This window comes from Pseudomonas sp. P8_229 (assembly GCF_034008635.1).
In the GTDB taxonomy this organism is placed as follows: domain Bacteria; phylum Pseudomonadota; class Gammaproteobacteria; order Pseudomonadales; family Pseudomonadaceae; genus Aquipseudomonas.
Window position 1 is genome coordinate 240,780 of the sequence record NZ_CP125378.1, and the last position, 10,958, is coordinate 251,737.

General features: G+C 65.9%; 1 protein-coding gene (only partly in view). It reads right to left on the reverse strand.

Going from position 1 to position 10,958, the window contains the following annotated elements:
* Positions 1-10,844: the 5' portion of a non-ribosomal peptide synthetase gene (locus QMK55_RS00930; RefSeq protein WP_320328427.1), read on the reverse strand. It extends 2,170 nt beyond the left edge of the window; the window shows 10,844 of its 13,014 coding nt (coding positions 1-10,844); it begins with the start codon at positions 10,842-10,844; its stop codon lies beyond the left edge, outside the window.
* Positions 10,845-10,958 lie beyond the last annotated feature (114 nt).

Consider the following 10,958-nt stretch of genomic DNA (forward strand, 5'->3'; position numbering starts at 1 on the left):
AGCAACGCCGTCAGTTGTGCATGGGTGGCACGCACGCCGGCCCGCACCGAGGTGTCGCCCAGGTCCACGCGCAACGGCAAGGTGTTGATGAACATTCCCAGCCCGCGATCGGCGCCGGTGCCGCCCTGCATTCGGCCCAACAGCACGGTGCCGAACACCACCCGATCATGCCCGGAAGTCGCCGCCAGCACTTGCCCCCACGCCAGATGGAACAGGCTCGCGACACTCACGCCCATCTGCCGCGCCTGGCGGCGCAGATTCAGGGCCAGGGCCGCGGGCACGCTCTGCCGCGTTTCTTCAATGTCATGCCCGTCCCCGCGTACATCGAGCAGACCGAACGGCAGCGTCGGCTCGTCGATGTCGCCGAGCATTGCGCGGAAGAACGCCTCATGCTCCTGCTCACTGACGCCCAGGCGCGTCTGCGCCACGTAGTTGCGGTACGGCACGGCCGGCAGCGGCGCGTCGGCGTGGCCAAAGAGGATCGCCTGCATTTCCTCCTGCACCACGGCCAGTGCCGTGTGATCCATGGCGATGTGATGGAACAACAGCATGGCGACCACCCGGTCGTTGGCCGGATCGCGTGCATAGACCAGACGAATCAACGGTGCCTGACTGAGCTCGATGCGGTAATGCCGTGCGTCGAAACGCTCATACAACTGCGCCAGAACATCACCGGCCGCCTGGTCGAATGCGACTTCCTGCACTGGCAGCTCGGCCTCGCGCCACACCACTTGCACCGGCGTTGCCAAGCCCTCCCAGACCACCCCGGTGCGCAAGATGTCGTGCCGGCTCATGACCTGACGCAGCGCGGCGGCGAAGGCCTGCAAGCGTTCGAGGCTGTCGAATGCCAGGCGCGATTGCAGCAGGTACGGATCGCCCTGCGCGGCGCTCAAGTGGTGATAAAGAATGCCTTCCTGCAGCGGCGCCAACGGATAAATATCCTGCACGTTGGCCGCACCACCCGGCACGGTGGCAACCACCCGTTCAATGCTTGGCTGATCCAGTTGCAGCAGCGTCAGCAGGTCCGGGGTGATGCGCGTGCATCCCGGCGCAATCAGGTTGGCCGGCACCTCGACTTCGCGAGCGCTGCCCACGGCGGCGGCCAGTGCGGCGAGGGTCGGCTGGCTGAACAGCACGCGCACATCGGTGCTCAGGCCGAGCTGACGCATGCGCTCGATCAGGTTCACCGCCAGCAGCGAATGGCCGCCCAGTTCGAAAAAGTTGTCGTGTCGCCCGACCTGCTCGACCTGCAACACCTCGGCCCAGACCTGCGCCAGCGCGATTTCCACCGAGCCTTGCGGAGCCGCGTATTCGCGGCTGAGCCAGGCGTCCTGATCCGGTTCGGGCAAGGCCTTGCGGTCGAGTTTGCCGTTGGCCGTGAGCGGCAGCACTGGCAGGCGCACGTAAGCGGCGGGCACCAGTGCCTGCGGCAAGCGCGCTTGCAGATGCAGGCGCAGATCTTCGATGTCGACCGCCGTACTGGCGGTGAACCAGGCGATCAGGCGCGCCTCGCGCACCAGCACCACCGCATCCTGCACCGCCGGATGGCTGGACAGCGCGGCGTCGATTTCCCCCAGTTCCACGCGCACGCCACGCAGCTTGACCTGATCGTCATTGCGCCCCAGGTACTCAATGTTGCCATCGGCCAGCCAGCGCGCGAGATCGCCGGTGCGGTACATGCGCGCCTGCGGTTCGTCGCTGAACGGGTCTTCGAGAAAGCGTTCGGCAGTCAGCTCAGGACGGTTCAGGTAACCCCGGGCCACGCCCGCGCCACCGACGTACAACTCGCCGGCGACCCCGACCGGTACCGGACGTTGCTGATCATCAAGCAGGTAGACCTTGGCGTTGCTCATCGGCCGGCCGATGTGCAGCAACTGTCCGGCATTGATCTGCCCGAAGGTCGCAACCACCGTGGCCTCGGTCGGGCCGTAGTTGTTGATCACGGCAAAGCTTTGCTCGCGGTTGAACTGGCGCAGACGATCGCCGCCGATCAGCAACGTGCGCAGCGTCGGGTGCTGCAGTTCGCGGCTGAAGGCGTATTCGGCGATCGGCGTCGGCAGGAAGCTCACCTGCAACGGTTGCGCGCGCCACCAGTCGAGCAAGTCATCCAGGTGTTCGTTGCTGATCGATTGCGGCGGCAGGTGCAGGGTCGCGCCGACGCACAGCGCCGGCCAGACTTCCCAAGCCATCGCGTCGAAACCGCAACCGGCGACACTCGCGGTGTGGCTGCCGGCCCGCAGGTCGAACGCCTCGCAGTGCCAGTGCACGAGGTTTTCCAGGGTCGCGTGTTCGACCATCACGCCTTTCGGCTGGCCGGTGGAGCCCGAGGTGTAAATCACGTAGGCCAGATGCGCCGGGGTCAGCGTCGGCAGTAGCGGATTGCTGTCCGGCAGGTGCTGCCAGATGGCATTGTCCAGATCGATCACCGGCACCCGGCCCAGCAGGTCGCGGGTCGAAGCCTGCGTCAGCACCGCCACCGGGTCGCTGTCCTGCAGCAGGTAGGCGATGCGTTCCGCCGGGTACGCCGGATCGACCGGCACGTAACCGGCGCCGGCCTTGAGGATTGCCAGCAGCGCCACGAGCATTTGCGGGCTGCGTTGCAGGCACACGGCGATCCGGTCGTCCGGTTGCACGCCGAGGCCGAGCAAGTGATGCGCCAGGCGATTGGCTTGCTGATTGAGTTGCGCATAGGTCAGTTGCTGATCGCCCTGCACCACCGCCAGCGCCTGTGGCTGCTGCTCGGCCTGCACTTGCACCAGCGCCTGAATCGTTGCGCCGCGCGGGTATGCCGCCGTCGTCGGGTTGAAGCCGACCAGCAAGTGCTCGTATTCCTCGACCGAAAGAATCGGCAAGCGGTTGAGCGGACGTTGCGGCGCCTGTTCCAGCGCGTCCACCAGATGTTCCAGAACGGTGTGCATGTAGCCACAGATGCGCTGCGCGCCGATCTGCACCAGCGCCAGCACCGCCAGGGCAAAACCTTCGCCCAGGTCGTCGACGCTGAGGGTCAGCGGATAGTTGCTGCGCTCTTCGCCACCGAGCAACTGCACACCTTCCCAGATGCCCTGACCGTCACGCGGCTGCGCATCGGCCGCGCTGTGACGGTAGTTGAGCAAGGCGCTGAACAGCGGCGCGCCGGACACTGCGCTGCAGCGTTGGGCCAGCGCCAATGGCGCATGTTCATGGGCCAGCAGTGCGGTCAGCCGTGCATGGGTGGTCTTGGCCGCACTGCGCACGCCTTCGCTGACATCCACGCGCAGCGGCAAGGTGTTGATGAACACCCCCAGCGTGCGGTCGGCGCCCTCGCCGCCCTGCAAGCGGCCCAGCAGCACCGTGCCGAACACCACGTCGCGGCGGTTGGCAAGCACGCCCACCACCTGCGCCCAGGCCAGGTGCATCAGGCTCGCCGGGCTGACGCCCAACTGCCGGGCCTGCTCGCGCAGACGCCGGCTCAGTTCGGGATCGACGGCTTGCTGCGCCTCCTCGATGTCGCCGCCATCGCCTTGCACGTCGTGCAGGCCGAACGGCAGCGTCGGCTCGTCGACATCGCCGAGCATGTCGCGGAAGAACGCTTCGTGCTCCTGCTCACTGGCGCCCAGCCGCGCCTGCGCCACGTAGTTGCGATACGGCATCGGCGTGCTCAGGCGGTCGGCCTGATCGAACATGAACGCGCGCATTTCCTGCCCCACCACTTCCATCGCGGTGTGGTCGAGGATCAAGTGCTGAAACAATATGATCGCCACCACCCGGTGCTGCGCCGGATCCTCGGCGTAGACGATGCGCATCAGCGGTGCGTGGCTCAGGTCGAGACGGTGGTGGCGGGCGTCGAAGCGCGCGTGCAACTGTTCGAGCATGTCGCCCTGTGCAGGGTCCAGCGCCACGGCTTGCACCACCAGCGGCGCCTCGCGCCACACCACCTGGTGCGGGCTCGCCAACCCTTCCCAGACCACGCTGGTACGCAGGATGTCGTGACGGGCAATGACCTGCTGCAAGGCCTTGCTGAAGGTGCGCAGGCGTTCGACGCTGTCGAAGGCCAGGCGCGATTGCAGCAGGTACGGATCGCCCTGCTCGGCACTCAGGTGGTGATAAAGAATGCCTTCCTGCAACGGCGCCAACGGGTAAATGTCCTGCACGTTGGCCGCGCCACCGGGCACCGTGGCGACGATGCGCTCGATACTGGCCTGGTCCAGTTCGGTCAGGCTCAGCATCGATGGAGTGATATGCGTGCAGCCGGGCGGGATACGGTTGGCCGGCACTTCGATTTCGCGACCGCTACCCACGGCGGCCGCCAGTGCTGCCAGGGTTGGCTGGTTGAACAACACGCGCACGTCAGCCGCAAGGTCGATCTGGCGCATGCGTTCGATCAGGCTCACCGCCAACAGCGAATGCCCGCCCAGCTCGAAGAAGTTGTCGTGGCGCCCGACCCGCTCGACTTTCAGCACGTCGATCCAGATCTGCGCCAGCGCGGTTTCCACAGCACCTTGTGGCGCCTCGTATTCGCGGCTGAGCCACGCGCCGTGCTCCGGTTCAGGCAAGGCCTTGCGATCGATCTTGCCGTTGGCGGTCAACGGCAAGGCCTGCAGACGCACGTAAGCCGCCGGCAGCAGCGCATCGGGCAAACGTGCTTGCAGGTGATTGCGCAATTGTCCGATATCGACCGGAGTACGCTCGGTGAACCACGCGATCAGCCGCCCATCGCGGACCAGCACCACGGCTTCCCGCAACGCGGCGTGACTGCCGAGCGCTGCTTCGATTTCACCGAGTTCGATACGCACGCCGCGCAATTTGACCTGATCGTCGTTGCGCCCCAGGTACTCGATATTGCCGTCGGCCAGCCAGCGCGCCTGATCGCCGGTGCGGTACATGCGTGCCTGTGGCGCGTCGCTGAAAGGATCGAAGAGGAACTGCGTTGCGCTCAATTCGGGGCGATTCAGATAGCCGCGCGCCACGCCCGCGCCGCCGACATACAACTCGCCCGCCACGCCCACCGGCACCGGGCGCAGGTCAGCGTCCAGCAAGTAGACCCTGGCGTTGGCGATCGGTCGGCCAATGTGCAACGGCTGGCCATGCTCGACGCGTCCCGACGTCGCGACCACCGTCGCTTCGGTCGGGCCGTAGTTGTTGATCACCTCGAAGGTTTGCTGGCGAGTGAACTGGCGCAGCCGATCGCCGCCGATCAACAGCGTGCGCAAGGTCGGGTGCTGCAATTGACGGCTGAAAGCGTATTCGGCCACCGGCGTCGGCAGGAAGCTCACCTGCAACGGCTGCGCGCACCACCAGTCGAGCAGATCGTCCAGATGCTCGTTACGGATCGACTGCGCAGGCAGGTGCAAGGTCGCGCCGACGCACAGCGCTGGCCACACTTCCCAGGCCATCGCATCAAAACCGAAGCCGGCGACACTCGCGGTATGGCTGCCGGCGTGCAAGTCAAAGGCTTCAACGTGCCAATGCACGAGGTTTTCCAGAGTGGCATGTTCGACCATCACCCCTTTCGGCTGGCCGGTGGAGCCGGAGGTGTAGATCACATAAGCCAGATGGTTCGGCGTCAATGCCGGCAGCTTCGGATTGGCATCTGACAGGTGCTGCCAGAGATCGCCGTCCAGATCAATGACCGGCACGCCACCGAGCAGATCGCGGGTCGAGGCCTGAGCCAGGACCGCCACCGGGGCACAGTCCTGCAACAGGTAGGCGATGCGTTCTGCCGGGTACGCCGGATCGACCGGCACATAACCGGCGCCGGCCTTGAGGATCGCCAGCAACGCCACCAGCATCTGCGGGCTGCGCCGGGCACACAGGGCTACCCGATCATCGGGCTGTACGCCAAGGCCGATCAGGTAATGCGCGAGGCGATTGGCGCGCTGGTTGAGTTCGCCGTAGCTCAACTGCTGCGCACCCTGCACCGCCGCCGTGGCCTCGGGGTACGCCGCCGCCTGGGCTTCGACCAGACGCTGCACCGTCTGCGGGTGCGGGTAATCACGACCAGTGATGTTGAACCCGACCAGGACCCGCTGCCGCTCGCTCAACGACATCACCGAAACCTGCCGCAGCGGCGTGGCCGGATTGTCTTCGAGTGCGGTCAGCAGGTTGTGCAGCGCGGTTTGCAAGTAATCGCAAACCCGTGCGCCGTCGACTTGCGGGACGGCCTGCACGCTCAGGCCAAAGCCCTCACCGAGATCGTCGACACTGATCACCAACGGATAGTTGCTGCGCTCGCGGGAGCTGAGCACCTGAATGCCGTCCCACTGCACGCTCGCCGATTGCGCCGCGCTATGGCGGTAGTTGAGCAAGGTGCTGAACAGCGGCAGCGACGCAGAAACGCCGCTGCAACGCTGGGCCAGCGAGAGTGACGCCTGTTCGTGCGCGAGCAGTTGCGCCAGACGTTCATGGGTGGCACGTACACCCTGTTGCACCGCGGTCGCGCCGACGCTGACCCGCAGCGGCAAGGTATTGATGAACATGCCCAGCGCGCGTTCGGCGCCCTCGCCACCCTGCATACGCCCGAGCAGCACGGTGCCGAACACCACCTCGTCGCGCCCCGAGACTTGCGCCAGCACCTGACCCCAGGCCTGATGCACCAGGCTCGCCGCGCTGATGCCGAGCCGGCGTGCCTGTTCACGCAAACGCCGGGCAACGCCGGCGTCCAGTGCCTGCACGCTGTCGACAACCGTGCTGCCATCGCCATGCACGTCCTGCAGACCGAAGGCCACGGTCGGCTCGTCGATGTCGCCGAGCATGTCGCGGAAGAACGCTTCGTGCGCCTGGGCATTGGCGGCCTGTTGCGCCTGCGCCACGTAGTTGCGGTACTGCACCGGCGCCGGCAGTTCGCGGCCGCTCGGTTGCAGGCTGTCGTTCATTTCCGCCAGCAACACTTCCAGCGCGGTGTGGTCGAGCACGATGTGGTGCAGCAACAGGATGCCGATCCAGCGCTGGTGCTCGCGGTCTTCGGTGTAAGCCAGACGCATCAGCGGTGCGCGGCGCAGGTCGAGGCGGTAGTGACGCGGGTCGAAACGTGCCTGCATCTGCTCCAGCACGTCGCCTTCCAGCAGGTCGGCATCGACGCGTTCCAGCGCCAGCGGCGCTTCACGCCAGACCACTTGCATCGGCTCTTCAAGGCCTTCCCAGACCACGCTGGTGCGCAGGATGTCGTGGCGCTCGATCACCGCGTTCAGCGCGCGGACGAAGGCCTTGATCTGAGGCAGACCGGCGAAGGCGAACTGCGCCTGCAGCACGTACGGATCGCCGGCGCTGGTCGCCAGGTGGTGATAGAGAATCCCCGCTTGCAACGGCGCCAGCCCATAGATGTCCTGTACATTGGCGATGCCGCCGGGCACCGTCGCCACGATGCGGTCGATGCCGGCCTGATCCAGCGTCGCCAGCGGCAGCAGCTCCGGGGTGATTTGCGTGCAATCGGGGCTGATCAGATTGGCCGGGGCCGCGATGGCGTGGCCGCTGCTCAGGGTCGCGGCCAGCGCCGCCACGCTCGGCTGGCCGAACAGCACGCGCACGTCGCAGTGCAGATCGTGCTGGCGCATGCGTTCGATCAGCTTCACCGCCAGCAGCGAATGGCCGCCGAGCTCGAAGAAATTGTCATGCCGGCCCACTTGCTCGACATCGAGCAGGGTCTGCCAGAGGCCGGCAATCAGCGTTTCAACTTCGCCCAGCGGGGCTTCGAAACCACGACGGGCAAAGGCCTCGCTGTCGGGCTGCGGCAAGGCTTTGCGGTCGAGCTTGCCGTTGGTGGTCAGCGGCAGTACATCGAGACGCACAAAGGCGCTCGGCAGCATGTACTCGGCCAGCGACAACAGCAACTCGTCACGCAATTGCGCGGCGCTGGGTTCGGCGTCGGCAGCGGCCAGCCAGTACGCCACCAGCCGCTGATCACCGGGGCTGTCTTCACGGGCGATCACCACCGCCTCGCGCACACCGGCGCAGGCTGCGAGGCGGGCTTCGATCTCGCCCAGCTCGATGCGGAAACCACGGATCTTCACCTGATCGTCGTTGCGCCCCAGGTACTCGAGGCTGCCATCCGCGGTCCGCCGCGCCAGGTCACCGGTCTTGTACAGACGCGCCTCGGCACGCCCGCTGAACGGGTCGGCAATAAAGCGTTCAGCAGTCAGCGCCGCGCGATTGAGGTAACCCCGGGCGACCCCGGCGCCGCCCACGTACAGCTCGCCGATCACGCCGGTGGGCACCGGCTCGCGCTGAGCATCGAGCACGTACAGTTGCAGGTCGGGAATCGCGACACCGATCGGGCTGCGTCCGACCAGGTGCGCGTCTGCCGCCTGCAGTGGACGATAAGTCACGTGCACCGTGGTTTCGGTGATGCCGTACATGTTCACCAGCCGCGTGCCGGCGTTGCCGACCCGCGCGTACCACGGTTTGAGCAGGCCTGGCTCCAGCGCTTCGCCGCCGAAAATCACTTCGCGCAGCGAGTGCTGCAACGGGCTGCGGCCCTGCGCCGCGATCAACTGGCGGAAGGCACTCGGGGTCTGATTGAGCACGGTCACGCCGCTGCGGCACAGCAAGGTGTAGCAGTCGTCCGGCGAGCGGCTGATCGCCTGCGGCACCAGCAGCAACTGGCCGCCAAACGCCAATGCGCCCCAGATTTCCCACACCGAGAAGTCGAAGGCAAAGGAATGGAACAGCGCCCACACGTCCTGCGGGTTGAAATTGAACCAGTCATGGGTCGCCGAAAACAACCGCACCACGTTGCGGTGTTCGACCATCACGCCCTTGGGCAGGCCCGTCGAACCAGAGGTGTAGATCACGTAGGCGAGATGGCTTGGGCTGAGCTCGGGAATGTCGGGGTTGCTGCTCGGTTCAGCCTGCAACTGCACGCTGTCGAGGTCGATGTTCGGCACGCTGAGCGCGCCGACCCGCTCGAGGGTATCGGCCTGGGTCAGCACCGCCACCGGGGCGCTGTCCTGCAAGGTGTAGGCGATGCGCTCCAGCGGATACGCCGGGTCGATCGGCACATAACCGGCGCCGGCCTTGAGCAGGCCCAGCAGGCCGATGATCATCTGCGGGCCGCGCTCGACACAGATCGCCACGCGCTGATCCGGGCGAATCCCTCGCGCCAGCAGGTGATGTGCCAGTTGATTGGCACGGCGGTTGAGCTCGCCGTAGCTCAGCGTCTGCGCTTCGAAAATCAGCGCGGTGGCCTCGGGGCGTGCCTGCGCGTGGGCTTCAAACTGCTGATGGATCAACGGTGTTTCAGGGAACTGCGGCAACGGCGAGTTGACCCCGTGCAGCAGGTAGTCGCGCTCGGCGGCCGGCAGAATGTTCAGCCGTTGCAGCGGCGCCTCCGGGGTCGCCTGCAAGGCCTGCAACAGACTGTGCAACGCGGTGTGCAAATAACCGGCGATGCGCTCGGCACCCAGCGCTGCGTCCGCCAGCGCAGTGATGCGCAAGTCCTCGCCGAGGTCGTCGATGTTGATCGTCAGCGGATAGTTGGTGCGCTCGCGAGCGCCAAGCACCTGAACACCGGGGACCAGTTCACTGACCTCGGCGATCTCTTCTTGGCTGCTGTGGCGATAGTTGAGGATCGCGCTGAACAACGGCGTCGGCACCGCCACCGCGCTGCAACGCTGGGCCAGCGCCAGAGACGTCTGTTCATGGCCGAGCAACGCGGTCAGGCGTCGATGCGTTGCCAGAACTCCAGCACGCACGCCGTCCTGTCCGACATCCACCCGCAGCGGCAAGGTGTTGATGAACATCCCCAGCGCTTGCTCGCCACCCTCGCCCGCTTCCATCCGCCCCAGCAGCACGGTGCCGAACACCACCGCCGTACGCCCCGACAACTGGCCGAGCACCCGCGCCAGCGCCAGGTGCATCAGGCTGGCGACACTGACCCCGAGCTGACGCGCCTGGCCGCGCAATTGCCGGCTCAAATCGGCTTCAAGCATCAGCACGGCTTCTTCGATGTTCTGGCCGTCGCCCTGCACATCCTGCAAACCACAGGGCAAGGTCGGCTCGTCGATGTCGGCGAGCATCTCGCGAAAGAACGCCTCATGGGCCTGTTCGTCCAGACCCATGCGCGCTTTGGCCAGGTGATCACGGTACGGCACCGCCGGCCCGACCTGCGCGGCCTGGCCGAGCAGATGCGCGCGGGTTTCCCGACGCACCACGTCGAGGGCGACGTGGTCCATGATCAGGTGATGGAACAGCAGCAAGGCGACCACACGCCCGTTGGCGGGGTCCTTGGCGTGGACCAGACGCAGCAGCGGCGCTTGCTGGATGTCGAGGCGAAAGAAGCGTGGATCGTGGCGTTCAAGCAGTTGCGTCAACACATCGGCGCCCGGCTCGAGCAGCACTTCTTCGCAATGCAGCGGGGCATGCCGTTGCACCACTTGCAGCGGCTCATCCAGGCGTTCCCAGACGAACGAAGTACGCAGGATGTCGTGGCGTTCAATCATCCACTGCAGCGCCTCGGCGAAGGCGTCCAGACGCTCGCGGCTGTCAAAGGCGAACCGCGCCTGCGACACGTAGGGGTCACCAGCGGGCGCCGACAGGTGCAGGTAAAGCATGCCTTCCTGCAACGGCGCCAACGGGTAAATGTCCTGCAGGTTGGCAGCGCCGCCCGGTACGTTGGCGACCAGCCGGTCGATGGTCGGCTGATCCAGCTGCACCAGCGGCAGCATGTCCTTGGTGATGCGAAACGCCGGGCTCAACCAGTCACCACCGTGGCGGGCAACCAGCTCCAGCAATTGCGCCTTGTGCGCAGCGAGGCTGTCCCACAGCGCATCATCCAGCGCGTCGTCGCTGCCCAGAATGACCAGGTCTTCATCTTCCTGTTGAAGGCGGATCGCATGGGTGGAAATAACCGCCATCAGTTCGCTGAAATGCATGGGATAACCTGCTGTAAATACGAGAAAAAGGAGCGCGCAGCCGCGAGTCCGTGCGAGTAGCGCGCAGCCTGGAAAAACTAAAACATCGGGGCCTGGGGGGCTGACATGGGAAGC